The following is a 26,317-nucleotide window of genomic DNA, read 5'->3' as shown; positions in this document are numbered from 1 at the left end:
ATGCTCACTCGCCCCCATCGCCTCGTCCCAGGTCCCCGCCGCGCCGGTCGGCTGGCCGGTCTCGCAACACTCGCCGTGCTCGGCACCGGTCTCGCCATCCAGCCGGGTGGTCCGGCGTACGCCGCCGACGGCGACGGCTTCGGGCCACACGGCATCCAGGTCACCACGAATACCGGCCGTACCGAGCTGGGGCAGTACCATCTGGGCGATCGGATGGTCTGGTGCATCGACCTGGATGCCCAGGGTCCCCGGCAGGCCTCGGGCTGGACGCAGCGCGACGGCGACATCCGCAAGCAGACCGGGTGGGGGTCCGATGCCGGGGCCGCCGCCATCAATGGGGCGACGTTGACACCTGAGGAACTGACCGAGTTGGCTGCGATTGTCGACTGGGCAACCACCGGGGTCACCGATCAGCTCAGCGCCGCCGCGGTGGATCACGCGGTCCGGCTGCGCACGGTGGGGGACCAGCGGCAGCGCGACCGGGAGGCCGAACGTTGGCGCGCCGCGGTGGCCCAGCATCCCAGCCTTGCCGACTCTCTGCGCCGGGTCGAGGACGTTGCCGACCGCGCCGGTACGCCCACCGCCACCCTTGTCGAGGTCACCGGCGACGTCATCGTGGTGGTGCTGGCCAGTCCCACCGGGCGCCCGCTGCCCCAGCAGGCCGTCCGGGCTGACGGCCAGGGCCGCGACCACGCCGCCAGCACCGACGACTCCGGACGGGTCCGGATTCCGGTGACCGCTCAGCCGGGCACCCAGAGCGTCCGGATCGCCGTCGAGACGGCCGCGGAACGTCCGCAGTTCTTTGTGCCGACCGACTACGAGCGGGCCGGTTCCGGCGACTCGCGGGTCCAGCGGCTGATCGCAAGGGGCGAACGGCGTCAGGTGTCCCTCGAGGTGGCCTTCGCGAATCCCACGCCGACCCCGACGCCGGCCCTGAGTCCTACGCCGACGCCGAGTCCCACGCCGATCCCGAGTCCGACTCCGACGCCGAGTCCCACGCCGATCCCGAGTCCTACGCCGACCCCGAGTCCGACTCCGACGCCGAGTCCCACGCCGATCCCGAGTCCGACCCCGACGCCGAGTCCGACGCCGACCTCGAATCCTGCTGCGCCTGCGCCGACCGCATCCGCGGAGACCACGGCATCGGTACCGGCCCCGGCACCGGCTACGGCGCCCGAGCCGTCGGTGATCGCGCCGACCTCGGCCAGTGTGGCCGCGCCACCGGTCCGCACGTCGGTCGCGCCGGAGGTCCGCGGCGCCGAGCCGGTCCCGATCAAGCAGACTGCGCCCGGCGGGAAGCTTGCTCGCACCGGTGCCTGATCGGCGGCCGCTCGGGGCGGGACTGCTCGGCGCAGGGCTGGTCGGGGTGGGACTGCTCGGCGCAGGGCTGGTCGGGCAGGGGCCGGTCGAGCAGTGCAGCCCGGAAGCACAGCGGCCCGCACCTGCAGCGCAGGTGCGGGCCGGGCCCCGGGGGTGGGTGTCAGTGGCCGGTCTTTGCCAGTTTGCCGCCGGTCTCGGTGTTCTTCTCGGTGGAGCGCCCGTCATCGGCGCGCACGCCCTTGTTGTCGGTGGTCCGGCTCTCGCCCGCGTCGGTACCGGTGGTGCCCTGGTTCTTCGGATCGACGCCGATGGTGTACCCGGCCGGGGAGCCGAAGACCTGGTGGCCGGAGTGGCTGGTCAGGGTCACCTCGGACTGGAAGCGTCCCGGGCCGTGGTAGGTGCAGGAGACGGTGACCTTCCCCGCCTCGGCGCCGGTGAATCGGACCGTGCCGCCGTCGACGGTCCCGCCATCGGCGGTGGCGGTGCAGGTGGCAGCACCACTGCCCGGAGCGGTCTCGAAGGTGACGGTGAAGTCGGACTTCTTCTTCTCGCCCTGGATCAGCACATCACGGCCGGCCTCGTTCTTGGTCTGGCTCATCCGCGCGCTGGTCACCTCGACGGTGTAGGTGTATCGCTCACCGGCGGCAACCCGACTCGGGGTGATTGCTGCCCCGGTGAACGCAATGCCATCAGTGAGCTGCACCTTCGGGTCGGCGGTTCCGGGGGATGCCGGGGCCCCGGGGGCGGGGGCACCGGTGGGGCCGGTGGTACCGCTCGGGGACGTGCTGGGCGCCGGGCTCACCGACGGAGTCGGGGCTGCGCTGGTGGTCTTGCTGGGGGCCGGGCTCGCGGTCTTGCTGGGGGCCGGGCTGGTGGTCTTGCTGGGGGCCGGGCTCGCGGTCTTGCTGGGGGCCGGGCTGGCGGACTTGCTGGGGGCCGGGCTGGCGGACTTGCTGGGGGCCGGGCTCGCGGACTTGCTCGGGTCCCCGGTCCCGGCACCGACAGTCAGGTCTTCCTGGTAGACCGGATTGTTCGGGTCCTTGGCGTTGACGAAGCGCAGCGGGTACTTCCCGGCGGGCACGTCGGTGCGCCAGTAGAGCAGCGCGGAGTTGGTGGAGGCCTTTACCACGCCGTTGTCCTTGCCGAGGATGGGGTCGGTGAGGTTGATCGTCTTCCAGTCATTGCCCACCTTGAGCTGGGCAAGATACTGGTCCCCGGGCAGGCCCTGGCTCAGCGTGGTGAGCATGTGATCGGTCTGCCGTACAGTCTTCGCATAGCGGGCCCGGGCGGAGTTCACCCCGAAGTACGAGACGCGATCACTCAGCGCCACCAACTTTCCCGGATCGGTGGTGTCGGCCGGCTGCACCACGAAGTGCTCTCCACCGGTCAACGGCACCGGGAGCTTCTTGATCGTCACCTGGGCTTCGGCCCGACCCGACTTGTCGGTGGTGATCTTCACCGGGTCGGACACCTTCACCAGCTTGGGCTTCTTCGCCGCGTCCTGGTCCACCTTGAAGGCGGCCAGCGAGATCGTCGTGTTCGGGCTGCCCATCACCAGCGCCTTCACCGCAGAACCCTCATTGATTCCGCCATGGGCTGCGCCGGCCGAGATCGGATAGCTGATATCGCAGCGGGCCGTGGCGCACAGCTTCTGCGCGTCCTTGGAGACCGCCGCCTCGGCCGGGGTGCTGAGCACCACGGCGGCGACCCCGACGGTGAGCGCCACGGTGGCAACGGCAGGAACCACCCTGCGCAGCATCTTCTTCGACATCACGGCCCTTTCGCCACGTCCGATTACACCGATCACGCTAGGCAGGAGCGGTCCGAACCACCCACTTCGAACCGGCGGAAAGATCCGGGCCTCGCGGCGGCCCGTCGCGGCGCAGCCGACCCGCAGCCGGCCCTGTCCTTGCCGCGCAGCCGGCCCTGTCCTTGCCGCGCAGCCGACCCTGTCCTCGCCGCGCAGCCGAACCAGTCCTCGCCGCGCGGCCAAAACCGGCCGTCGCCGGACAACCGGACCGGCCATCGCTGGCATGTCGTCCGGCCGCGTCAGTGGGCACTGGCATGCTTGGCACGTGGCAGCAACACGGACAGCCGGCAGGCGAACCCAGCAGACCTCGCCGTTCGGACAGGTGATTCTGGTGACCGGACCCGAGACGCTGCTGGCCGACCGTGCCGTGGCCGAGGCCCTTCAGCGCTGTCGCGCCGAGGACCCGGATGTCGACGTCAACCAGATCGACGCCATCGAACTGAACACCGGTCTGCTCGCCACCCTGACCGGGGCCTCCCTGTTCGCGGCGCGCAGTGCCCTGGTCGTGCGCGACGTGGGAGCCCTGCCGGCCGAGGTCCATCCCGCGATGATCGATCTCGCCGCCCACCCACTGCCCGATGCCGCCATCATCCTGGTGCACGGCGGGGGACAGAAGGGGCGCGGTCTGATCACCAACCTCAAGAAGGCGAAACCGACGGTGATCGACTGTCAGCCGTTGAAGCCGCGCGAGCTGGCCGATTTCGTCACCGGCGAGGTACGCCGCCATCGGTCCCGGATCGAACCCGATGCGGTTGCCCCGCTGCTGGAGTCGGTGGGCAGCGATCTGCGTACCATCGCGGCTGCGATCGACCAACTGATCGCGGATTCGGCGGAGGACCACATCAGCGTGGCACTGATCCGCCGCTATTTCGCCGGCCGGGCCGAGGTGACCAGCTTCAAGGTCGCCGACGCCGTCGTCGAGGGGCGTACCACCGAGGCGTTGGAGCAGCTGCGCTGGACGCTGTCGACCGGTACGGCACCGGTGCTCATCACCAGCGCCCTGGCCGCCGGCCTGCGTGGCCTCGGAAAGCTGATGGACAGCCCCGGCGGCCTCAGCGACAACGATCTGGCGCGCGATATCGGGGTTCCGCCGTGGAAGCTGAAATCCATGCGACGTCAGATCCGGCGCTGGGATCCGCGGACCCTGGCCACCGCCATTCGTGCGGTGACCCGGGCCGACGCCGACGTCAAGGGTGCGGCCGTGGATCCGGAGTATGCCCTGGAGCACTGTGTGATCGTGGTGTCGCAGCTGGCCGCCCGCACCTGAGCAGCACCGCCTGATCCGGACTCACCAGCGCGGATCCGGTCCCAGCACAGCGGATCCGGGCACAGCACAGCGCCCCGCCACCAGTGACCTGGCGGGGCGCCCACTGTGTATGGAGTTGTCGACCCGGCCCGCGAGCCGGCGCCCGCGGGTCAGGATCGGGTCGCGCAGATCAGAGCGCGGCGGCGGTGGTGGAGATGGCGGCCTTGCGGTTGGCGGCCTGGTTCTTGTGGATGACGCCCTTCGACGCGGCCTTGTCGAGCGCGCGGTTGGCGGCCTTGGCGTACGCCTGGGCCTTCTCGGTGTCCCCGGCGGCGACGGCGTCACGGAAGTGGCGCACCTGGGTACGCAGCGCCGACTTGACGGCCTTGTTCCGCTGACGCGCCTTCTCGTTGGTCTTGATCCGCTTCATCTGGGACTTGATGTTCGCCACTGGGCAAGCCTCTAACTGGTGAGTGAGTGAATATGGATGCGTACGGCGGTGAGCCAACGCGACGGTCCACGATACGCCGAAACCGCCGAGGAGACCAAATCCTCAGAATTCCCGCCCGCGCAGGCGATCCAGGGCCCGGCGGTCCTTCTTCGTCGGTCGTCCGGCACCGGGGTCGCGGCGGGCCATCGGAGCCGACAGGTACGCCGGCCGCTCGGGAGAGTGGTCGATGTAGCACGTCTGCGCGACCGGCGCCCCCACGCGCTTGGTGATCAACTGGGTCACCTCGAACTCCCTGGTCCAGCCCGGCAGCCGCCAGGTGATCCGGTCCCCGATCCGGACCTGCTGGGCCGGCTTCACCGGCGCATCGTTGACCCGGATATGGCCCCCCTTGCACGCGTTGGTGGCCAGCGATCGGGTCTTGAACAGCCGCACCGACCACAACCACACATCCAGCCGTGCCACCACGCCTCCCGCCCGATCGGGGATCGCTCCTGCGGCGTCCCGGGATCGTTCCAGTTAAGCACGGCGTCGGCTGCCGGCGGATCGGGTCCGCAGACGCCGCTCATGTGTCCGGATGGCGATCGCCGGACCCCGCAGCAGCAGGGCCCGGCGATCGGGCCGGCTTCCCGGCCGGTCGGCCGGACGCCGTGGCTCAGTCGAGGCCGTGCAGCGCCTTGTACTCCATGGCGTAGGCGATCTTGCCCGGCTTGGCATCCGCGTACGGCTTGCTCAGCTTGGCCCACTCGCCGCCGGTGGCCGGCTTCCCGTTGTTCCACTGGGTGTAGGTACCCAGCTGCTCGCGGGTGAAGCCGCCGTACACCTGCGCACCGGCCGGCAGCGCGACCTGGGTGCGGGTCACCTTCTCCACCGCGTTCAGGTAGCTGGCGGAGTCGTTGTTGTCCCAGTTGGCGAGCTCGGGATGCGACTCCCGCAGCCAGGCGCCCCAGTAGAACTCCTGGAACGGGATGGCGCCGTCGGTGCTGTAGCCGATGTCGCGGGAGAAGTACATCAGGCTGCGGTACTTGTCATTGGCGAAGTTGGCCAGGCCGACACTCTTCGGCAGCTTGTTGAAGTTGACGTCGTTGCCGTTGACGTCCTTCAGCCAGACCCACTTGCGGGCGACCATCTCGTCGCGGAACTTCGAGGTCGGGTAGCTGGACAGGTTGCCGGTGACCAGCAGCCGGATGTGAGCATCAGGGCCGCCGTCGGCCATCTCGGACAAGGAGGTGAGGGTGTGGTGGCCGTCGGTGAGCCACAGGCTGCCGCCGGGGCCGATCACCACGGTCTTCATCAGCGCCTTGCTCTCCGCGGTCTCCTGACCGGGCTGGAGCTCGCAGGTGAACGTGCTCGGGTCATCGAGGCGGGCGTTCGGCTGCGCCGCCGTGGCGTCGAGCAGGCCCGAGGCCTCGCACCAGTCGGCGAACTTCTTGTTCACCTTGTCCTTGCCCAGGGTGTAGCGGCCCAGCTTGTAGTACACCTCGTCGTAGCCGAGGGAGGGCTGGGTCGGGTGCACGTCGCCGATGCGGACGTCGACGATGTCACCGGCCTGCGCGCACAGGTAGTCCTGAACGGCAACCTTGCCCTGGTCATGCCCGCAGAAATCGGGCTTGAGCCCGGGCGCACCCGGGGCTGCGGGTGCGGCGACGCCCTGCAGGGCGAGCCCCAGGGTGACCACCAGGCCGGCGATCGCCGTGGAAACGCGGCGCAACTTCATCTGTTCTCCTTGTGAGATCGATCCGTCGGACGCCGCGCAGAAGTCACAGGCGTCCGCCCGTCAGCCCACAGGAGAAAGCGGAACAACAGGCGTCGACCGGATGAACACTCGGGGAGCGCTCGGGGTCACCTCGCGGACGACGCGCCGGGTGGCCGCCTCACCCGACCACGATCCGTACGCTCTGCTCCCCGCTGTTGACGGTGACCCGCGCCTCACCGGAGCCGCTGTCGGTGCTGGCCAGCACGGCGTACTCACCCGGGGTGGGCACCTCGACCCAGAAGGAACCGTCGTCATCGGTCAGCAGGGCGATGTCGGGCAGCGCGGCCGGGCCCGCCCCCAGCGCCACCCGGGCGCCGGGAACGGGCCGACCCTGCGCATCGACGACGACGCCCCGGATCCGCAGCGGGTCGTGGATGCGTGCAGGCATGCTCAGTTCTTCCAGTTCTGCAGGTTGGTGAAGACCCCCGAGGTGATCCGGGTGCCGGAGTTGCTGGTGGACCCACCGTACGCGTGGATCGCCACGCCGTAGCGGCTGCCGTTGTCGATCACGTACACCGCACTGCCGCTCTGGCCGCCGGCGGTGTCGATGGTGTAGTAGATCTTGCGCGCCCCCAGGGCGGCGATCCCGCTCCAGTGGTACCACTGGGTGCCGCTGGGCTTGTCCCCGGGATATCCGGAGATGTTGAGCGTACGGCCATTGAGGGTGGCGTCGGACCACGCGGCAAACCCGTACCAGCCGGTGGTGGAGCCAAGGTTGGTCGGCAGGATCATCGCGCCGTAGTCGTACTCCTGATTGGCGCTGTTGGTCCAGCCGGTGACGCTGCGCAGGTTCGACCGCGGCACCACGACCTTGCCGTAGGGCAGGGTGTTGCCGTTGCGGCCCGGCATCACCTCGATGCTTTTCACCCAGCCATGGCGGGTGGTGCCGGGGGCCTGGATGAACACGCAGTGGCCGGCGGTCACCATCGTCTTGGGGCCGATGAACCAGCCGGTGCCGAGCCACTTGCTGTTGTCGTTGGCGGTGATCAGCAGGGAGGCGTTGGCCCGCCAGGGGTAGTCGGCGGTGTTGTTGATCTGGATCCGGTTGTCCGGCAAGAACACCGTCTCGGCCGAGGCGCCGTAGGTCGCCTCACCGATCGGGCGCAGGGCGGAGGTGTCGGGGGCGGTGTCCTCGGCGGCAGCCATCTCGTACAGCGTGGCGGCGGCGGCCTCGACGTCGCCCGCGGTGGCGGCGGTCCCGCCGGCCCCCGTCTCGGGTGCGTCGGAGAGCTGGTCGACGGTGGTGTCCTCGGCGTCGGCCTCGGGCTGTACCGGTTCGTGGGGATTGGTGTTCTCGGTCATCTCAGATCCTTCGGGTGTGGCGGCATGGTGCCGCGGCAGGGGTCAGCAGCGCGTCGAGCGGTGCGCACATGAGGGGGACTGCGCCGGGCGTCGGGCCGGCGCGTCGTCGGCGGGGCCAACAGTGGCTGTCCCGGCCGTGGGGCGGCGTACGCCCGGACGGGGCCGGGGCGTGTCACCCGAGTGGTTGTGCCATCAAAATTAGGGGCTCGACCGGAGGTCTCGAAAGTCTGCGTAAAGGGTGCTTGTGCGAACCGGCGGGAGCAGGCAAAGTGAGAAGCCCCGCTGTCTTGAGGGCACTTTGCCCGGATTTCGCTGCGGAATCCGGGGCCACGCGGGCCCCGGCACCAACTCCGGCGTGAATCATCCGAGCGCACCCGACCGCCGGGTCTAGGCTGTGGTGTTGCGCTGGATCCATCTGCCGGCGTCGACGTCCGCGACGGTGCGGTTGATTCCGCCCTCCGGGCCGTACGCCTACTCCGGGAGAAGCCATGACCCAGCCGACCGGCGCCCCAGCCGTCCGTGCCACCCCGGGAGGGCTGCGCGAACTCACCATTCGCGGCATCGTGATCGGGGGCCTGATCACCCTCGTCTTCACCGCCGCGAACGTCTACCTCGGCCTGAAGGTCGGGCTCACCTTCGCCACCTCGATCCCGGCGGCGGTCATCTCGATGGGGATCCTGCGCAACTTCCGCAACCACACCATCACCGAGAACAACATCGTGCAGACGATCGCCTCGGCGGCCGGCACCCTGTCGGCAATCATCTTCGTGCTGCCCGGCCTGGTGATGATCGGCTGGTGGACCGGCTTCCCGTACTGGACCACCGTGGCGATCTGTGCGGTCGGCGGCGTCCTCGGGGTGATGTATTCGATCCCGTTGCGCCGGGCGCTGGTCACCGGTTCCGATCTGCCCTATCCCGAGGGTGTCGCCGCCGCCGAGGTGCTCAAGGTGGGTGACACCGCCGGCGGGGCCCAGGCCAACAAGCGCGGCCTGCACGTGATCGTGGCCGGTGGGCTCTCCTCGGCCGGCCTGGCGCTGCTGTCGGCGATGAAACTGGTGGCCGGCGGGGTCTCGACGGTCTTCCGGGTCGGCGCCGGGGGCACCATGTTCGGCGCCTCGCTCACGCTGGCTCTGGTGGGGGTCGGTCACCTGGTCGGGATCGCGGTCGGGATCGCCATGATCGTCGGGGTGCTCATCGCGTACGGCGTACTGCTGCCGATTCGGTCGGCCGGGGTCCCCGGACCGCTGGCGGACGTGGTCGCGAGCACCTTCTCCGGTGATGTCCGGTTCATCGGCGCCGGCGCGATCGGCATCGCCGCGATCTGGACCCTGATCAAGATCATCCGGCCGATCGCGACCGGGATCACCGAGGCTGCGGCCTCCGCCCGGCTGCGGCGCAGCGGACACCAGGTCGCGCTGACCGAACGCGACATCCCGATCCGCATCGTCGGGATCGTCATCCTGGCCTCGATGGTCCCGATCGGCCTGCTGCTGTGGAGCTTCCTGCGCGGTACGCCGCTGGCCGGCGACGCCACCTCGTTGATCACCGTCAGCATCATCTTCATCCTGCTGATCGGCCTGATCGTCGCTTCGGTGTGCGGCTACATGGCCGGCCTGATCGGCGCCTCGAACAGTCCGATCTCCGGTGTCGGCATCCTGGTGGTGCTGGCCGCCGCCGTGCTGTTGCGGGTGACCCACGGGGTCGGCACCGGGGACGAGGTGACCGCGATCGTGGCGTACACCCTGTTCACCGCGGCGGTGGTCTTCTCGGTGGCGACGATCTCCAATGACAACCTGCAGGACCTGAAGACCGGCCAGCTCGTCGGCGCGACCCCGTGGAAGCAGCAGGTCGCCCTGATCATCGGGGTGGTCTTCGGCTCGCTGGTGATCCCGCCGATTCTGGACCTGATGCAGACCGCCTTCGGCTTCCAGGGCGCCCCGGGAGCCGGACCGAACGCGCTCGCCGCACCGCAGGCAGGGCTGATCTCCGCCCTCGCCCAGGGGGTGTTCGGCGGCAGCCTGGACTGGGGACTGATCGGGCTCGGCGCCCTGATCGGGGCCGGCGTGATCACCGTCGACGAGGTGTTGCGCGCCGGCAGCAAGGGCCGGTTCAGCCTGCCCCCGCTGGCGGTCGGGATGGGCATGTACCTCCCGATCCAGCTGACCCTGACGATTCCGCTGGGCGCGCTGATCGGGCTGTTGTACAACCGCTGGGCCGAACGCACCGGCAAGAACGTGGAGGGCAAGAAGCGCACCGGCATCCTGCTGGCCACCGGACTGATCGTCGGGGAGAGCCTGTTCGGGGTGGTCCTGGCCGGCGTGGTCGCCGCCACCGGCAACGAGGCGCCGCTCGCGGTGGTCGGCAGCGGGTACCCCGAATGGCTCAGCTCGACGCTCGGGGTGCTGGTGTTCCTCGGGATCATCTGGGTGCTGTACCGCTGGATCCGTCGGATCACCGCCCGCGACGACGAACTCGACGCGGGCTGAGGAGCCGGGTCGGGTCAGTTCAGTCCGGCGTACGCGCTGAGCTTGCCGAGTGCCTGCGGCGCGTCCCGGGAGAGGCGCCGCAGGGCTGCCGCGACCTCGGGGCGCTCGCGATCCGCCGGCTGCAGCCGGGCAGGATTGAGCGACGTGGTCTGCGCCCACCGGGCAATGTCGGGTTGTGCCAGGAACGCCGCCGAGGCCCGGGCGCCGAGCACCTGCATCGCGCACCAGCTCGCCAGGGTGTCCGGCAGGGGCGACGGCGGACACAGCCGGTTCTTCTCCGCGTCGTCGTCGCGGGTGGCCTCGACATACCCGACCAGGGCGGCGCTGAAACACGGAAAACCGGCGCGGGAGGTCTGCAGCCGGATCACCTCGCCCCAGATCGGCACCAGCGGCGGGTACGCATGCCCGATCGCGGCACAGTGCACGATCAGGGCATCCTGCGGGATCGGCACCCGGGTGGACCCGAACTCCAGGAACCCCGGTGAGACACGCGTCAGATGGCCGTGCCGGACCACCCGCGGGATGGATCGCAGCAGGTCGAGTTCCCACTGGGCCAGCGTCGGAGACTTCGCCATGGTCGGCGTCGCCGCCGGGTCTATCCGGAGCATGATGCCGGCCGCCTCCAGGCGTACGAAGAAGTCGTCGACCGAGGTGGAGGCCGCCGCTGCCGTCCAGGTGTCGGCGGCCATGGTGAGCATGATTCCCGGATCGGGCTGGACCACGGCCCGGTTCAGCATCCACGGTTCCCGCGACCGCACCCAGGTGATCGCCTCCGGTGGCACCCCGTGGCGCAGCAGCCAGACGCAGGCGTCGGTGGCGGTCTTCCCGGCTCCGGCGATCACGTACGCCGGCAGCCGCGGACCCCGATCCGGCAGCGTGTTGACCGGCTCGACCCAGGCACCGGGAGCCACCTCGAACGGCGGCGGGGACGACGCGGGAATCGTCGCGGCCCGGTAGGTCGCATCCACCACGCGCGCCCCGTCCAGCGTGTGCTCGCGCCCGTCCGCGGTGCGGAACGCGGCCCCACCGGTCCAGGTCGCACCACCGTGGAACTCGACGCGTCCGCTCGCGCACAATCGATCCAGGGTGTCCTCGAAGTACCGGAGGACCTCGGCCCCGGTGGCCCGCTCGGCCAGCCCGATCTCGGGTCCTGCGGTCTGCAGCCGGCCGGTGCCCAACTCGGTGGAGGCGACGCCGTAGAAGCACGAGGCCTGGTGCAGCCGGACGAACGGGTACGCCGCGCGCCAGTGGCCGCCGGCCCCGGAGTGTTTGTCGATCAGCACGACCCGGGCGTCGCAGTGGTCCAGCAGGGCATCAGTGAACGCCAGGCCCGCTGCGCCGGCGCCGACGACCAAGTAGGTCACATACGCTCAAGCGTACGCCCGGGCGCCGGGCCCGGCTCAGACCAATTGGGCCTTCTTCTTGGCCCGCGAGTGCATGTACCACGCGGCCAGTCCGCCACCGATGGCACCGCCCAGGTGCGCCTGCCAGGAGACATTGCTGCCGACGCTGGGCATCACGCCCCACAGCACGCCGCCGTAGACCACCAGCACCACCACCGAGACGATGATCGACCTGACCTCGCGGGCGAAGACCCCGCGCAGAATCAGGTACACCAGCCAGCCGAAGACCACCCCGGAGGCGCCCACGATCACGTGATGGGCCGGGGTGAGGAACCAGGCGAACAGGCCGGAGAACAGCACCGAGAACGCGGTGGTGATCAGCAGCCGCCAGGACCCGCCGCGGCCGACCAGGATCAGGAACCCGAGCACGAGCAACGGCAACGAGTTCGCCGCCAGGTGCCCGAACCCGGCGTGCAGGAACGGGGCGAAGGGAATCCCCAACAGCCCCAACGGCTCCCAGGAGTGAATGCCGAACTGATCCAGCACCTCGGTGTTGCCGAACGGATTCAGAATCCTCGAGATGACGAAATCGATGATCTCGAGGACCCAGAGGAACAGCACGGCGCCGATCATGAAGAACAGGGCGCCCTTGGGGGTCTCGACCTTGGCACGGGACTCAGCGGGGGAGTTCATACGCTCCATTGTCCCCGAATCCGGGCCAGGACCAACTGACAAACGTGGTCGCCCCGGCCGTGTGTGGAAAGATGGTGTGTCCACGCAGCCTCGCGTCTCGAGTGCCTGCGCGAAGGCTCAGCAAAGGGAGACTGGATTTACATGGCCGCATCCGCCCCGGTGGCCGGACACACCGATCCGGCGATCATTCGCAACTTCTGCATCATCGCCCACATCGACCATGGCAAGTCGACGTTGGCCGACCGGATGTTGCAGATCACCGAGGTGGTCCAGGCCCGCGACATGCGTGCCCAGTATCTCGACCGGATGGACATCGAGCGCGAGCGGGGCATCACGATCAAGTCCCAGGCCGTCCGGATGCCGTTCGTCAGCGCGGGCAAGTCGTACGTGCTGAACATGATCGACACCCCCGGACACGTCGACTTCACCTATGAGGTCTCCCGCTCCCTGGAGGCCTGTGAGGGCGCGATTCTGCTGGTCGATGCGGCGCAGGGGATCGAGGCGCAGACTCTGGCCAACCTGTATCTGGCCATCGACGCCGACCTGACCATCATCCCGGTGCTGAACAAGATCGATCTGCCCAGCGCGCAGCCGGAGAAGTACGCCGCCGAGCTCGCCGGGATCATCGGCTGTGACCCGTCGGAGGTGCTGCGGGTGTCGGCGAAGACCGGGGCCGGCGTACGCGAGCTGCTCGACGAGATCGTCCGGCAGGTCCCGGCACCGGTCGGCGATGCCGAGGCCCCGGCCCGCGCGCTGATCTTCGACTCGGTCTACGACACCTACCGCGGCGTGGTCACCTACGTCCGGGTCGTCGACGGCGAACTGTCCCATCGGGAGAAGATCCTGATGATGTCGACCAAGGCCACCCATGAGGTGCTCGAGGTCGGCGTGATCTCCCCCGAACCGATGAAGGTCGACCGGCTCAGCGTGGGTGAGACCGGGTACCTGATCACCGGGGTGAAGGAGGTCCGCCAGTCCCGCGTCGGCGACACGGTGACCAGCGCGAGTCGCCCGGCGGTCGAACCCCTGTCGGGCTACCAGCACCCCAACCCGATGGTGTACGCCGGCCTCTACCCAATCGACGGCGACGACTTCACCGAACTGCGCGAGGCGCTGGACAAGCTCCAGCTCAACGATGCGGCGCTGGTCTACGAACCCGAGACCTCCGGCGCGCTCGGCTTCGGTTTCCGGGTTGGCTTCCTCGGCCTGCTGCACATGGAGATCGTCCGGGAACGCCTCGAGCGCGAGTTCAACCTGGATCTGATCTCCACCGCGCCGAACGTGGTCTATCGCGTCGAGATGGAGGACGGCTCGGAGCACGTGGTCACCAACCCCAGCGAGTACCCCACCGGCGGGAAGATCGCCCGGGTCTTCGAGCCGGTGGTCAAGGCGACGATCCTGGCGCCGGCGGAATACATCGGCACGATCCTGGAGCTGTGCCAGACCCGCCGCGGCGTACAACAGGGGCTGGACTACCTGTCCGAGGACCGGGTCGAGATCCGCTACATCCTGCCCCTGGCCGAGATCGTGTTCGACTTCTTCGACGCGCTGAAGTCCCGCACGAAGGGCTACGCATCCCTGGACTACGACGAAGCGGGCGAGCAGGAGGCCGATCTGGTCAAGGTCGACATCCTGCTGCACGGCGAGCCGGTGGACGCCTTCTCCGCGATCGTGCACAAGGACAAGGCCTACAGCTACGGCGTCCAGATGGCCGGCAAGCTCAAGGAACTGATTCCGCGGCAGCAGTTCGAGGTCCCGATCCAGGCCGCGATCGGGGCCCGGGTGATCGCCCGGGAAACCATCCGGGCGATCCGCAAGGACGTGCTGGCCAAGTGCTACGGCGGCGACATCTCCCGCAAGCGCAAGCTGCTGGAGAAGCAGAAGGAAGGCAAGAAGCGGATGAAGATGGTCGGCCGGGTCGAGGTGCCCCAGGAGGCCTTCGTTGCCGCGCTGTCCACCGGTGAGACGAAGTCGGTGGGGGAGAAGAAGAGCTGACCGGGGCCGGCGCGGCCGCCGGTGACCTACTTCGAGCCGTACATCTGCTCCGGGGTCATCAGCCGTTCACTGTTCTCGACCAGGTCGCCGGCCGGGGTGACCGTTCGGTAGAAGCAACTGCGGTACCCCTCGTGGCAGGCCGGGCCGGACTGCTCGACGACCACCACGACCGCGTCCTGGTCGCAGTCGATGCGCAGTTCGACCAGCTTCTGCATATTGCCCGAGGTCTCGCCCTTCTTCCACAGCTCGTTGCGCGACCGCGACCAGTAGTGCACCCGCCCGGTCTCCCGGGTTAGCCGGAAGGCCTCCTCGTTCATGGAGGCCACCATCAGCACCTGGCCATCGGCGGCATCCACGGTGACAGCGGTGATGAGCCCGTCGTGCTTGGCGAAATCCGGCTGCAGGTCTGTGCTGGTCATGGCCGAAACGATAGGCCCTGCCGCCGCATCCGCGCCCGGCATTCCGCGCCGGGAAGCGGCCGGGGCTCGCTACGGTGGGGCCGTGAAACGTCTGGTTCTGGTCGCCCATGCCTATGAGGCGGCTCATCTGCCCGCCGACACCGATCTGGTTCTCACCGGGGTCGGGATGACCCAGGCCGCGGTCGCGACCACCCGGGCCATCCTGGAACGCTGTCCGGATCCGGCCGCCCGGGCGCAGTGGCAGGTGGTCAACCTCGGCTCGGTCGGCGCGCTCACCGCCGGGCTCGCCGGGATCCACGAACCGTCGGCGGTGATCAACCGTGACGTCGATGAGGCGGTGATGCACCAACTCAAGCTGCCGGTGCACAACCGGATCGACCTGGCCGGGACCGGCCCGGTGCTCGGCACCGGCGACTCCTTCGTGGCCGGCGGCGAGGCCCGGGACCGACTGCTGGAGCGCTGCGAACTGGTCGACATGGAGGGCTACGCCATCGCCTATGCCTGCCAGGAACTGGGCGTCGGGCTGCGGATGATCAAGCACGTCTCCGATGCCGCCGACGAGGCCGCGCTCGCCTGGAAGGACCTCGTGGACGTGTCGGCCCGCGCGCTCGCGCAGGCCTACGCCGCGCTCTGACCGCCGGTGTGTGCGGATCGTGTGGCTACTTTGCGGTAGAACGGCGTCTGGGGCCGTTCCGGACCATCGAGCAGCACAATCCGCACACCATTCCGCGGTACCGAGCCGCAGCGGGCCGCCCGGGTGGGCGGCCCGCCGTGGGATCAGTGCTCCAGCACCCCACCGGCACCGGCGCCGGTGAGCGAGCGGACCTCCATCTCCCGCGACACGGCGGTGTTGTCCTCCTTGGACAGCACCGAGCCCAGCCAGCCGAGGAAGAAGCCGATCGGCACCGACACCAGCGCCGGATTGTCCAGCGGGAACCAGGCGAAATCGACATTCGGGAACATCGCGGTCGGGGCACCCGAAACGGCCGGGGAGAAGATGATCAGCACCAGGGCCGAGATCACGCCACCGTAGAGCGACCACACCGCACCCTGGGTCTTGAACCCGCGCCAGTACAGCGAGTAGAGGATCGAGGGCAGGTTCGCCGAGGCCGCCACCGCGAACGCCAGCGACACCAGGAAGGCGACGTTCTGGTTACGGGCCAGGATCCCGCCGACGATCGCCAGGATGCCGATCACGACCACGGTGACCCGCGCGACCTTGACCTCCTTGGCCGGGTCGGCCTTCCCCTTCTTCAGCACGTTGTTGTAGATGTCATGGGCGAAGGAGGCCGACGCGGTGATCGTCAGGCCCGCCACCACGGCCAGGATGGTCGCGAACGCGACGCCGGCAATCAGTGCCAGCAGCACGGTGCCGCCCAGCTCGAAGGCCAGCGCCGGGGCCGCGGCGTTGGCCTTGCCCGGCAGGGTATTGATGACCTCCTTGCCGACCAGGGCGGCGGCGCCGTAGCCCAGCACGATGGTCATCAGGTAGAACGCCCCGATCAGCGCGATCGCCCAGGTGACCGAGCGCCGGGCCTCCTTGGCGGTGGGCACGGTGTAGAAGCGCATCAGCACGTGCGGCAGCCCGGCCGCCCCGAGCACCAGCGCCACCGACAGCGAGATGAAGCCGAGCTTGTTCGTGCCGTAGCGGCCCATCGGCTGCAGCAGCGCCTCACCGGTCCCGGGCTTGAGGCTGTTCACATGATCGACGGCATTCTGCAGCAGGTTCGACAGGTTGAACCCGAACAACCCCAACACCCACACCGTCATCACCAGCACGCCCACGATGAGCAGCACCGCCTTGATCATCTGCACGTAGGTGGTGCCCTTCATCCCGCCGATCATCACGTAGGCGATCATCAGGACGCCGACGATTCCGATCACCACGCTGATCATGGTGTCATCGGTGATCCCCAATAGCAGCGCGACCAGACCGCCCGCGCCGGCCATCTGGGCCAGCAGGTAGAAGAACGACACCAGCAGCGTCGAGATCGCGGCGGCCATCCGCACCGGGCCCTGCTTCATCCGGAACGACAGCACGTCGGCCATCGTGTAGCGCCCGGTGTTGCGCAGCGGCTCGGCCACCAGCAGCAGCGCCACCAGCCAGGCCACCAGGAAGCCGATCGAATACAGCAGGCCGTCGTAGCCGTAGAAGGCAACCGATCCGGCGATGCCGAGGAAGGACGCCGCGGACAGGTAATCACCCGCGATGGCCAGGCCGTTCTGGCGGCCGTCGAACCGGGCGCCGCCGGTGTAGAACTCACCGGTCTTCTTCCTCCCACCGGAGGAGACGCGAATGACGATGGTCAGGGTGATGACCACGAAGGCGGCGAAAATCGCAATGTTGATCGCCGGGTTGCCGAGCTGGGTGGTGGCCAGCGGAAGCTGCGGAATCATCGGGTACCTCCGGTCTCGGAGTCGGTGGCCCGGTCCTGGTCGGAGCCGGTCTGCGTGCCGTGGGCGTTCTCGAGGGCGCTCTTGAGATGCGTGGCGATCGGGTCGAGGGACTTGTTCGCGTGGCGGATGTACAGCGCGGTGATCAAGAAGGTCGTCACGAACTGGCCGAAGCCCAGAACCAGGCCGATCGTGATGGCGGAGCCGCCGATCCGCTGGCTCATGAACTCGATCGCGTAGGTGGACAGCAGCACGTAGCCGAAGTACCAGATCAGAAACGCCAGGGTCATCGGGAATGCAAAGCTGCGGAACCGGCGGCGGAGTTCACCGAATTCCGGGGAGTCGCTGATCGCGACGTAGTCGGCCTCCGCGATCGCCCGGTGGGTATCGGGCGACAGCGCCGGCAGCGGGGTGTGATGTGGGGGAAGATGACGCTCGGCGTCATACTCCTGCTCATGGTCATGAGTGGTCATCCGGATCCCATCGTCGTTGATGTATCGGTTGCTGGCGGTCAGAAATTCTAGATCTGAGAAGTAGCTGAGGGAGGCAAAAACGTGACAATCCATGTGATGTCGTTGCACACGTCCCCGCTGGATCTGCCCGGCCGGGGGGACGCCGGTGGGATGAACGTCTACGTCGCCCAACTGGCGCGCCAGCTGGTCGCCCAGGGGGAGCAGGTCATCATGTACGCCCTGCGCCGCCGCTCGGATCAGGCCGCAGTGGTCGACCTGCCGGACGGCAGCCGAGTCCATCACCTCGACCTCGGGGCGATCGGCCGGGCCAAGGAGGACCTGCCGGCCTATGTCGACGCCTTCGCCGCAGCCTGCGGGGACCTGGTGGCCGCCGACCCGAGCCCGGGGATCCTGCACGCGCACTACTGGCTCTCCGCTGTCGCCGGCCGGCAGATCGCCGCACGCACCGGGCTGCGGCTGGTCACCTGCCTGCACACCACTGCCCGCGCCAAGAATGAGCGGCGGGGCCCGGGCGACGTGATCGAACCCGAATCCCGCGCCCGGGCCGAGCAGGCCGTGATCGCCGAGACCGACGCGTTGGTGGTCAACACCGTCGCCGAAGGGGAGCAGCTCACCCGCCTGTACGCCGCGGACCCGGCTCGGATCGCGGTGATCGCGCCCGGGATCGACCCGGAGATCCACCACCCGCCCAGCCCGGACCCGAGGGACATGGTCGCCCGGGACCCGATGCGGGTGCTGCTCGCCGGACGGCTGCAATCGCTGAAGGGACCGCAGGTACTGATCGCCGCCCTCGCCCTGCTCCGGGACTCCGGCCGGGATGTGGTGGCCCGGATCATCGGTGACGGCGCCCCGGAGTTCGTCGCCGGGCTGCGCGCCCAGATCGCCGCGGCCGCCCTGACTGACCGGGTGGAACTGCTGCCGAGCCGACCGGCCGCAGCCCTGGCCGAGCAGATGCGGGCTGCCGACGTGGTGGCGGTCCCGTCGAGTTCGGAAACCTTCGGCCTGGTCGCACTGGAGGCCCAGGGCTGCGCAACCCCGGTGGTGGCGACCCGGGTCGACGGACTCGAGGTGGCGGTCCGCGACGGCCGGACCGGGCTGCTGGTCGACTCCCGCGACCCCGCCGCCTGGGCCGCCGCGCTCGGCGCCCTGGCCGACGACCCGGCGCGGCGGCGCACGCTCGGCCGCGCAGGCGCGGCGTACGCCGCCGGGCACAGCTGGGCCCGGGTCGCCCGGGAGCATCGGGCCCTGTACGCCCGGCTCACCCGGGCGGCTACTGCGGCCCAGTGACTGCAGGCAGCATCGGTTGCGCCGCAGACCCCTTTTCGGGGCCGAATTCGAAACCGATGTCGCCTGCCTGTCAGGTCGGCGAACCACAGGTCCAGGTCGGCGAACTACAGGTCCAGGTCGGCCACGATGGCCGCATGGTCGGAGGCCTCCTCGGCCTTCTTGGTCAGCGTCGGATAGATCTCCCACGGGTTCTGCGTCCGCGGCCCGCGATACACGCCCTTGCGGCACACCTGCCCGCCCCGGGCCCGGGCGAACAGCTCCGGCGACAGCAGCACATAGTCGATCTTGTCCTTCTCGTTGCCCGACCCATAGGTCCCGCGGCGCGGTCCCCAGACGAAGTCGGGATGCTCGGAGATGTCGCGCAGATCGGTGCCGGTGAGCAGCGGATCGAGCGAGCCTCCGCCGGGGGAGTCGTTCAGGTCACCCAGCACCGCCACCCGAGCATGACCCGCGGCGATCAGCCCGCGATAGATCTCGGCGACCGCGGTGGCCTGCCGGCGGCGCTTGAGGGCCCCGGTCCGGTCGCCGGGGGAGGCGTAGCCCTTGGATTTGAAGTGGTTCAGCAGCACGATCAACTCGCCGCCGGCCGGGGTGGCCAGGTGGTATTCGGCGCAGTCGCGGCTGAAGATCACGCCCTGGGCGTCGGTGTCGAAGATGTGGGTGCGGATGGTCTGCAGCGCATACGCGGGGCGGGTCAGCAGGCCGACGTCGATGCCGCGGGGATCGTTGCCGTCGACGACCATTACCTGTTCGTAGGGGCGACTGCCGACCTGGCGCAGCAGCGAGGTGGAGAACAGTTCCAGACTCACCCGGTTCTCGGCCTCGATCACCCCGAGCACGTCGGCACCCAGGTCGGCGATCACCTGGGCGGTGTGCCGCATCGCCAGTTCGTTGACCTCGGCGCGGGTCAGTTCCACCCAGCCGATCCAGTCGGCCCGACCGGTGGCGACCACGGTGACCGGCCCGGTCTGCGGGCGGCGTACCAGTTGTCCGCGGATCCGGCGGAGCACGGCGTAGGTGCTGGTGTCGGCGTGCAGCAGCCCCAGCACCTCGAGCAGTTCGAGGATGCGGGCCTGCTTGCCGACATAGCTGTCGAGTTGCAGCAGCTGTTGCAGTTCGGCATGGGCAGCCAGGATCGGTGCGGCCTGGGCATCGGTCAGGTTCATCGCCCGGGGTCGGGAGAAGAGGTTTTCCACGTTGTAGGAGGCAAGGATCATGACGGGCTCCTCGGGACGGGTCTGCCTCCAGTGTGATCGGCCGCCCGGTCCCCGGTCTGTCCGTTCTTCGGGGGTCCGGCCCCCGCCCCGGGCCGGGAAAGCGACGGAGCCGTCACCCTACGGCGACGGCTCCGGTCCGAAACTCAGTGTGGGCGCGGCTCAGCGCTCTTCCTCACCCCGGATGAAGGCTTCCAGGGTGTCCCGGGCCTCGTTGTCGGGGCGCTGCACCGGCGGGGACTTCATCAGGTACGACGACGCCGACAGCAGCGGGCCGCCGATGCCGCGGTCCAGGCCGATCTTGGCGGCGCGGACGGCGTCGATGATCACCCCGGCGGAGTTGGGGGAGTCCCACACCTCGAGCTTGTACTCGATCGACATCGGGGCGTTGCCGAACCCCTGGCCCTCCAGCCGGACGAACGCGAACTTGCGGTCCTCCAGCCAGCCGACGTAGTCCGACGGGCCGATGTGCACGTCCCGCTCATCGAGGGTGTTCTTGATGTTGGAGGTGACGGCCTGGGTCTTGGAGATCTTCTTGGACTCCAGCCGGTCGCGCTCGAGCATGTTCTTGAAGTCCATGTTGCCGCCGACGTTCAGCTGGTAGGTCCGGTCGACGGTGTAGCCGCGCTGCTCCATCAGCCGTGCCATCACCCGGTGGGTGATCGTGGCGCCGACCTGGGACTTGATGTCGTCACCGATGATCGGCAGGCCGGCCTGCGCGAACTTGTCGGCCCACTCCGGGGTGCCGGCGATGAAGACCGGCAGCGCGTTCACGAACGCACAGCGGGCATCGATCGCGCACTGGGCGTAGAACTTGTCGGCCTCCTCCGAGCCCACCGGCAGGTACGACACTACGACGTCGACCCGGGCATCCTTGAGGGCCTGGACGACATCGACCGGTTCGGCGGCGGACTCGGTGATGGTCTCGCGGTAGTAGCGGCCCAGGCCGTCCAGGGTGTGGCCGCGCTGGACGGTGACCCCCGTGGTGGGCACGTCGGCGATGTGGAAGGTGTTGTTCTCCCCGGCAATGATCGCTTCGCTCAGATCGAGGCCGACCTTGGCCTCGTCGACATCGAAAGCGGCGACGAAGTTCAGATCACCCACGTGGTAATCGCCGAAGCGCACGTGCATCAGGCCCGGCACCTCTTCGGTGTCTGCAGCATCCTTGTAGAACTCGACACCCTGCACCAGGGACGAGGCGCAGTTGCCGACGCCCACCAGCGCGACGCGGATCTCGTGCGAGCGCGCGGGGGTTTCAGCGGATTCACTGGACAACGGGGGATCCTCCTTCGAGGCGTCCGGAGCTGGACGCAGCGTCGGCCAGCATAGTTGAAATTTCATACCGGACGCCTAATCGTTCAGTCCCCGAAATCAGAGGTCGACCGCCGACAGCATCGGTCGGGCGGCGCCGTTGTGGCCGGGATCTCGTCGGTTTGTCGCGGCAACTCCTGGAAACTCATCCCCCCGATCAGATGGCCCGGCGTTTACTTTGAGATGACAACGCAGTTGCACGCCGGGTCTGCGTACCCCGGCCCCCACCACAAAGTGCGCCCCGTCAAGGAGACAGGATGAGTACTGTGAAAGGCGGCGCCACGACGGCAGTCGTGGATCCACTCAAGCCCCACATCAAGCCCAAGACACTGATCGGCTACGGCATGGGCGATGCCGGGTGCAATATCGCCTTCCAGATGACCGGCCTGTTCCTGCTGGTGTTCTACACCGATGTGGTCGGGATCCGTCCCGAGCACTCGGCCATCATCTTCCTGGTCATCAAGATCTGGGACGCCTTCGCCGACCTGTTCGCGGGCCGGATGGTCGACTCCACGATGACCCGCTGGGGCAAGTTCCGCCCGTTCATCCTGTGGTACTCGGTCCCGCTGCTGCTGTCGAACCTGCTCTGCTTCTGGATCCCCGTGGACGGCTACGGCGCCAAGCTCGCCTGGGCGACCATTTCGTACGCCCTGATGGGCCTGCTGTACTCGATGGTGAACATCCCCTACGGCTCGCTGGCCGGCGCCATGACGCAGAACCCGGTGGATCGCTCCAAGCTGGCCGCCTCCCGGATGGTCGGTTCCGGCTTCACCATCCTGATCCTGGCGGTCGTGCTGGCTCCGCAGATCAAGGCGGCGGAGAACCTGCAGACCACCTTCCTGGTCACCGCCCTCATCTTCCTGGTGGTCGGCACGATCTTCTTCATGACCTGCTTCTTGACCACCGAGGAGATCGTCGAGCGCGAAGTCGAAAAGGTCACGCTGAAGGAAACGGTGATGACCGTCGGCAAGAACGGCCCACTGCTGCGGCTGTGCCTGTCCTCGCTGGCGTACCTGACCGGGCAGAACGTCGTCTCCGGTACCGCCATCTACGTCGCCAACGACATGCTCGGCAAGATGACCACCGGCAACTGGATGGCCACCGTCGTCACCATCATCACCACCGGCGCGGTGCTCTACATGGGTCCGTTCGGCCCGATGCTGACCAAGAAGCTGGGCAAGAAGCGCTCCTTCCTGGGGTCGGCCCTGCTGGCGGCCGCCGGCGCGGTGATTTTCTGGATCGCCAACGTGCTGCTGAACAACCTGGCCCTCTCGCTGATCGGCCTGTTCATCGTCGGCGCGTCGATGGCCATGCTGAACACCATGACGTGGGCGCTGGAGGCCGATACCGTCGAATACGGCGAATGGAAGACCGGCATCCGCACCGAGGGCGCGACCTACTCCGCCTTCTCCTTCACCCGCAAGGTCGGTCAGGGCATCGGCCTGTCGCTGTCCGGGCTGGTGCTGTCCTGGTCGCTGTACGACGCCGGCCTGAAGAAGCAGGGCCTGCCGCAGAGCCCCGAGACGCTGAACTCGATGGCGATGTGGTTCGTGATCTTCGCCGCCGGTTGCTTCATCATCGCCGCGCTGATCATGGCCAGCTACCCGCTGACCGAGACCCGGTTCCAGGAGATCATGCGCGACATCCAGGATCGGCGGGCCAAGGGCATCCATCTCGGTGCCCAGACCGCGCAGCGGGCGCACGGTGGCACCGACACCGACGCCGAGGGGCCCGGCTCGCAGAGTTGACCCACGCGACTGATCCACTCCACCGCGGCCGGCAGGTTCTCCTGCCGGCCGCGGTGCGTCCGGCGGTGGCGGGGGTAAGGTCGGGCGCATGCCTTCGGTCACCCTGGCCGGCGAGGCCGTCCCCGAGGACGGTTCGCTGCCTCCCGCTGCGCTCGCCGAGGTGGCCCACACCCCGCTGAGCATCTATCTGCACGTCCCCTTCTGCAGCACCCGGTGCGGCTACTGCGACTTCAACACCTACACCTCCGACGAACTCGGCCCCGGCGCCTCCCGCGCGGACTACCTCGATTCGGCGCTGGCCGAACTCGACCTGGCGGCCCGGGCGCTGGGGGGTACGTCCGCGCCCCCGGTGTCGACCATCTTCATCGGGGGCGGTACGCCGACGCTGCTGCCGCCGGCCGACCTGGCCCGGTTCGTGGCGGGAGTCGCCGACCGATTCGGGCTGGAACCTGACGCCGAGATCACCACCGAGGCCAACCCGGAAACCGTCGGCCCGGCCGAACTCGCCGCCCTCCGCGCCGGCGGGCTGAACCGGATCTCCTTCGGGATGCAGTCGGCCCGCACCCATGTCCTGCAGGTGCTGGACCGGGTGCACACCCCCGGCGGCGCGCTGCGGGCGGTCCGGGATGCGCGCGCGGCCGGGTTCGACAACATCTCCCTGGACCTGATCTACGGCACCCCCGGCGAGTCCGCGGCGGACTGGCAGGCCTCGCTGGATGCCGCGCTGTCGGTCGAGCCGGACCACCTCAGCGCCTACTCGTTGATCGTGGAGGAGGGCACCCGACTGGCCGGTCGGATCCGCCGCGGCGAGTTGCCCGAACCCGACGAGGACGACCTCGCGGACAAGTACCTGCAGGCCGAGGACACCCTGAGCGCGGCCGGCTACGGCTGGTACGAGGTGTCGAACTGGGCCCGGACCCCGCAGCATCGGGCCCGGCACAACCTGGCGTACTGGCGCGGGCACCACTGGTGGGGGATCGGGCCGGGCGCGCACTCCCACATCGGCGGGGTCCGGTTCTGGAACGTCAAACACCCCGCCGCGTACGCCGGGCGCCTGGCCGCCGGGCGGCCCCCGGCGTACGCCCGGGAGGTGCTGGACGCCGACACCCGCCGGATCGAACGGATCCTGCTGGAACTGCGGCTGGTCGACGGGCTCGACCCGGCGCTGCTGACCGACTCCGAACGGGCCCGGATGAGCCGCCCGATCGAGACCGGCCTGGCCACCCTGACCACCGGCCCGACCGGTGACCGGCTGGTACTGACCCGGACCGGCCGACTGCTGGCCGACGGCGTCATCCGGGACCTGCTCGACTGAGATCCCCGCACACGCCGCCGCGGCTCCCGCCCGCCCCCGGGGTCGCGGCCTAGGCTCGGCCCGGTGAGTGTGAGTGATCGGTATCGCGGGGACGTGCTCAAGCCCGGCTGGCAGCGGGGCAACCGCCCGCAGGCCACCGACCTGGTGATCGCCAAGGACCTGGTCGTCGAGGAGCCCAGCAGCGGTTTCGTCGGCGCGGTCGTCGGCAGCGAGAACGGCCTGGTCATCCTGGAGGACCGCCGCGGCAAGCGTCGCTCCTTCCCGCTGGGCCCCGGCTTCTGGGTCGACGGGAAACCGGTGAACCTGCTCGCCCCGAAGCGGAAGGCGGCCGCCCCGCCGAAGAGCCTGACCCATACCGCGTCCGGATCGCGTCGGCTGCCGGCGAACCACCAGTCCAAGGTGGCTCTGCCCAGCCGGCTGTACGTCGAGGGCCGCCACGACGCCGAACTGATCGAGAAGATCTGGGGCGACGACCTGCGCTATGTCGGCGTCGTGGTCGAGTACCTCGGCGGCATCGACGACCTGCCGGCGATCGTCGCCGAGTTCGCGCCCGAGCAGGGCCGGCGCCTGGGCGTCCTGGCCGACCATCTGGTGCCCGGCTCGAAGGAGCAGCGGATCGCCGACGAGGTCGCCCGCGGCCGGTACGCCGACTGGGTGCTGGTCACCGGCCACCAGTTCATCGACATCTGGGAGGCGGTCAAACCCGAACGGGTCGGCCTCAAGGCATGGCCGCACATCCCCAAGGGCACCGATTGGAAGTCCGGGATCTGTGCGCACCTCGGCCTCAAGCACCGCAACCAGGCCGACATCGCCAAGGCCTGGCAGGCGATCCTGGCCCGGGTCGACTCCTTCCAGCACCTGGACCGGCGCCTGGTGACCGAAGTCGAGCGGCTGATCGACTTCGTCACCGAGGACCATCCGATGGACTGAGCGGGCGAGCGATTGCCGCGCCGTCGCTGAACCCTGGCACAATCGAGGCCATGCAGACCGACGAAGTCCTCGACCTTCTTCGTGACGTGGCCGACGAGGTCGTCCGGCCCCGCTTCCGCAAGCTGGCCACCGACGAGATCGCGGAGAAGAACCCCGGCGATTTCGTCACCATCGCCGACCGGGAATCCGAGGACCGGATCGAGGCCGCGCTGCGCGCCGCCTACCCGCAGGCAGTGATCGTCGGGGAGGAGGCGACCGCCGCCGATCCCGGCCTGCTGACCGGGCTCGCCCACGCCGAGCACGCCTTCGTGATCGATCCGATCGACGGCACCAAGAACTTCGTCAACGGCAAGGACGACTACGCGGTGATGGTCGGGGAGGTGCAGCGCGGGGAAACCGTCCGCGGCTGGATCTGGCAGCCCGAACACCAGGTCGCCTATGTGGCCGAGAAGGGCGCCGGGGCCCGCCGCAACGGGGAACCGCTGCACGTGGGCACCCGGGATCGACAGACGATCTCCGGGGCGACCTCGCACCGCCGCTGGATCGGACAGCAACCCGCCGGGGTCGCCCAGCCGATCGGGCTGACCTGGCTGTGCTGCGGGGTCGACTATCCCAAACTCATCGAGGGCGCGGTGGACTTCATCCTCTACCGCGGCATGAAGCCCTGGGACCACGTCCCGGGCACCCTGCTGCTCACCGAGGCCGGCGGGGTGGCGCGCAGTTTCGACGGTGAGGACTATCGGGCCGTCTCCCACGTCCCGCCGCTGCTGGCCGCCGCCGACGCGGAGATCTGGGAGCTCGCCCGCGCCGGTCTGCACACCTGAGGC

23 protein-coding genes are annotated in these 26,317 nt (G+C 69.0%); 10 read left to right on the top strand and 13 right to left on the bottom strand.

Annotation, left to right across the window (positions count from 1 at the left end; all coding sequences use genetic code 11):
* Complete coding sequence (locus G531_RS26905; RefSeq protein WP_026926835.1) at window positions 1–1,320, top strand: hypothetical protein; 1,320 nt, start codon at window positions 1–3, stop codon at window positions 1,318–1,320.
* 160 nt (window positions 1,321–1,480) lie between these two features.
* On the opposite strand, the gene G531_RS24475 is transcribed toward G531_RS26905, so the two are convergent.
* Window positions 1,481–3,091: a hypothetical protein gene (locus G531_RS24475; protein ID WP_026926834.1), complete on the bottom strand. Its 1,611-nt coding sequence runs from the start codon at window positions 3,089–3,091 to the stop codon at window positions 1,481–1,483.
* A 370-nt stretch (window positions 3,092–3,461) separates the two neighbouring features.
* Between G531_RS24475 and holA the strand changes: the two genes are divergently transcribed.
* Window positions 3,462–4,397 carry a DNA polymerase III subunit delta gene (gene holA / locus G531_RS0107920; protein WP_245630408.1) on the top strand — a complete coding sequence of 312 codons (936 nt, stop codon included), beginning with the start codon at window positions 3,462–3,464 and terminating at the stop codon, window positions 4,395–4,397.
* Window positions 4,398–4,566: 169 nt separating this feature from the next.
* Here the strand turns inward: holA and rpsT are convergent, their stop codons facing one another.
* From rpsT to G531_RS0107895, 5 genes are all read right to left on the bottom strand, one after another.
* The gene (gene rpsT, locus G531_RS0107915; protein WP_026926832.1) at window positions 4,567–4,827 is read right to left on the bottom strand and encodes a 30S ribosomal protein S20; all 261 of its coding nucleotides are present in this window, start codon (window positions 4,825–4,827) and stop codon (window positions 4,567–4,569) included.
* Between the two features lie 102 nt (window positions 4,828–4,929).
* Window positions 4,930–5,289, bottom strand: a complete 360-nt coding sequence (locus G531_RS0107910; RefSeq protein WP_026926831.1) for an RNA-binding S4 domain-containing protein — start codon at window positions 5,287–5,289, stop codon at window positions 4,930–4,932.
* A gap of 190 nt (window positions 5,290–5,479) precedes the next feature.
* On the bottom strand, window positions 5,480–6,541 hold the full coding sequence (locus tag G531_RS0107905; RefSeq protein ID WP_145978550.1) for a ParB/Srx family N-terminal domain-containing protein: 1,062 nt from the start codon (window positions 6,539–6,541) through the stop codon (window positions 5,480–5,482).
* A gap of 157 nt (window positions 6,542–6,698) precedes the next feature.
* Window positions 6,699–6,968, bottom strand: coding sequence for a carboxypeptidase-like regulatory domain-containing protein (locus tag G531_RS0107900; RefSeq protein ID WP_026926829.1), 270 nt, complete (start codon window positions 6,966–6,968; stop codon window positions 6,699–6,701).
* Between the two features lie 2 nt (window positions 6,969–6,970).
* Window positions 6,971–7,882: a trypsin-like serine peptidase gene (locus G531_RS0107895; protein ID WP_026926828.1), complete on the bottom strand. Its 912-nt coding sequence runs from the start codon at window positions 7,880–7,882 to the stop codon at window positions 6,971–6,973.
* A 488-nt stretch (window positions 7,883–8,370) separates the two neighbouring features.
* On the opposite strand from G531_RS0107895, the gene G531_RS0107890 reads away from it, so the two are divergent.
* Window positions 8,371–10,368, top strand: coding sequence for an OPT family oligopeptide transporter (locus G531_RS0107890; protein ID WP_026926827.1), 1,998 nt, complete (start codon window positions 8,371–8,373; stop codon window positions 10,366–10,368).
* 14 nt (window positions 10,369–10,382) lie between these two features.
* Here the strand turns inward: G531_RS0107890 and G531_RS0107885 are convergent, their stop codons facing one another.
* Window positions 10,383–11,732, bottom strand: coding sequence for an NAD(P)-binding protein (locus G531_RS0107885; protein ID WP_026926826.1), 1,350 nt, complete (start codon window positions 11,730–11,732; stop codon window positions 10,383–10,385).
* Window positions 11,733–11,768: 36 nt separating this feature from the next.
* Window positions 11,769–12,404 (bottom strand): rhomboid family intramembrane serine protease, encoded by a 636-nt coding sequence (locus G531_RS0107880; RefSeq protein WP_245630409.1) that lies wholly within the window; start codon window positions 12,402–12,404, stop codon window positions 11,769–11,771.
* Window positions 12,405–12,545: 141 nt separating this feature from the next.
* Here G531_RS0107880 and lepA point away from each other — a divergent pair, with 141 nt between their 5' ends.
* Window positions 12,546–14,399, top strand: coding sequence for a translation elongation factor 4 (gene lepA / locus G531_RS0107875; RefSeq protein ID WP_035758271.1), 1,854 nt, complete (start codon window positions 12,546–12,548; stop codon window positions 14,397–14,399).
* 26 nt (window positions 14,400–14,425) lie between these two features.
* Here the strand turns inward: lepA and hisI are convergent, their stop codons facing one another.
* Window positions 14,426–14,818 carry a phosphoribosyl-AMP cyclohydrolase gene (gene hisI / locus G531_RS0107870; RefSeq protein ID WP_035758268.1) on the bottom strand — a complete coding sequence of 131 codons (393 nt, stop codon included), beginning with the start codon at window positions 14,816–14,818 and terminating at the stop codon, window positions 14,426–14,428.
* Window positions 14,819–14,900: 82 nt separating this feature from the next.
* Here hisI and G531_RS0107865 point away from each other — a divergent pair, with 82 nt between their 5' ends.
* Window positions 14,901–15,452 (top strand): nucleosidase, encoded by a 552-nt coding sequence (locus G531_RS0107865; RefSeq protein ID WP_026926822.1) that lies wholly within the window; start codon window positions 14,901–14,903, stop codon window positions 15,450–15,452.
* Window positions 15,453–15,595: 143 nt separating this feature from the next.
* On the opposite strand, the gene G531_RS0107860 is transcribed toward G531_RS0107865, so the two are convergent.
* A complete protein-coding gene (locus tag G531_RS0107860; protein ID WP_035758265.1) occupies window positions 15,596–17,215 on the bottom strand; it encodes a solute symporter family protein in 1,620 nt (539 codons plus the stop codon).
* Entirely contained in the window at window positions 17,212–17,685 is a 474-nt protein-coding gene (locus G531_RS21280; RefSeq protein ID WP_081683940.1) for a DUF485 domain-containing protein, read from the bottom strand. The genes G531_RS0107860 and G531_RS21280 overlap by 4 nt, the downstream gene beginning before the upstream one ends.
* A 96-nt stretch (window positions 17,686–17,781) precedes the next feature.
* On the opposite strand from G531_RS21280, the gene G531_RS21275 reads away from it, so the two are divergent.
* Window positions 17,782–18,972, top strand: a complete 1,191-nt coding sequence (locus G531_RS21275) for a glycosyltransferase (RefSeq protein ID WP_051215230.1) — start codon at window positions 17,782–17,784, stop codon at window positions 18,970–18,972.
* 104 nt (window positions 18,973–19,076) lie between these two features.
* Here the strand turns inward: G531_RS21275 and G531_RS0107845 are convergent, their stop codons facing one another.
* Window positions 19,077–20,189, bottom strand: a complete 1,113-nt coding sequence (locus G531_RS0107845; protein ID WP_026926820.1) for an endonuclease/exonuclease/phosphatase family protein — start codon at window positions 20,187–20,189, stop codon at window positions 19,077–19,079.
* A 159-nt stretch (window positions 20,190–20,348) separates the two neighbouring features.
* Window positions 20,349–21,461 (bottom strand): inositol-3-phosphate synthase, encoded by a 1,113-nt coding sequence (locus G531_RS0107840; RefSeq protein WP_051215229.1) that lies wholly within the window; start codon window positions 21,459–21,461, stop codon window positions 20,349–20,351.
* Between the two features lie 293 nt (window positions 21,462–21,754).
* Here G531_RS0107840 and G531_RS21270 point away from each other — a divergent pair, with 293 nt between their 5' ends.
* From G531_RS21270 to G531_RS0107820, 4 genes are all read left to right on the top strand, one after another.
* The gene (locus G531_RS21270; protein WP_081683938.1) at window positions 21,755–23,245 is read left to right on the top strand and encodes a glycoside-pentoside-hexuronide (GPH):cation symporter; all 1,491 of its coding nucleotides are present in this window, start codon (window positions 21,755–21,757) and stop codon (window positions 23,243–23,245) included.
* Window positions 23,246–23,333: 88 nt separating this feature from the next.
* Window positions 23,334–24,560: a radical SAM family heme chaperone HemW gene (gene hemW, locus G531_RS0107830; RefSeq protein ID WP_026926818.1), complete on the top strand. Its 1,227-nt coding sequence runs from the start codon at window positions 23,334–23,336 to the stop codon at window positions 24,558–24,560.
* Between the two features lie 63 nt (window positions 24,561–24,623).
* Entirely contained in the window at window positions 24,624–25,490 is an 867-nt protein-coding gene (locus G531_RS0107825) for a DUF3097 domain-containing protein (protein ID WP_035758262.1), read from the top strand.
* 50 nt (window positions 25,491–25,540) lie between these two features.
* Window positions 25,541–26,314 carry an inositol monophosphatase family protein gene (locus G531_RS0107820; RefSeq protein WP_026926816.1) on the top strand — a complete coding sequence of 258 codons (774 nt, stop codon included), beginning with the start codon at window positions 25,541–25,543 and terminating at the stop codon, window positions 26,312–26,314.
* The last annotated feature ends 3 nt before the right edge of the window (window positions 26,315–26,317 follow it).

Origin of the sequence: Granulicoccus phenolivorans DSM 17626 = NBRC 107789 = JCM 15570 (assembly GCF_000423085.1) — a bacterium.
Taxonomy (GTDB): domain Bacteria; phylum Actinomycetota; class Actinomycetes; order Propionibacteriales; family Propionibacteriaceae; genus Granulicoccus; species Granulicoccus phenolivorans.
This window is presented reverse-complemented; position numbering and strand designations above follow the sequence as displayed.